Here is a 236-nt window from a genome sequence, read left to right on the forward strand (position 1 = left end):
AGTGGAAATGATGATCTGGCACTTATATGGCGACCGCATCCTCTGATTGGGATAACCATAAGCGACATGGAACCGGAACTTGAAAAATCATACCGTAAGACGGCAGAAAGGCTTAAGAGCCTTGAAAACTGCATCTTAGACGACACACCGGACATGCATCGTGCCATGGCCTGGTCGGATGCGTTTCTGGGCAAGTACGGAAGCATGCTTGAACTGTACCGTCATACGGGAAAGCC

Source organism: Ligilactobacillus sp. (assembly GCF_036846325.1).
GTDB lineage: Bacteria > Bacillota > Bacilli > Lactobacillales > Lactobacillaceae > Ligilactobacillus.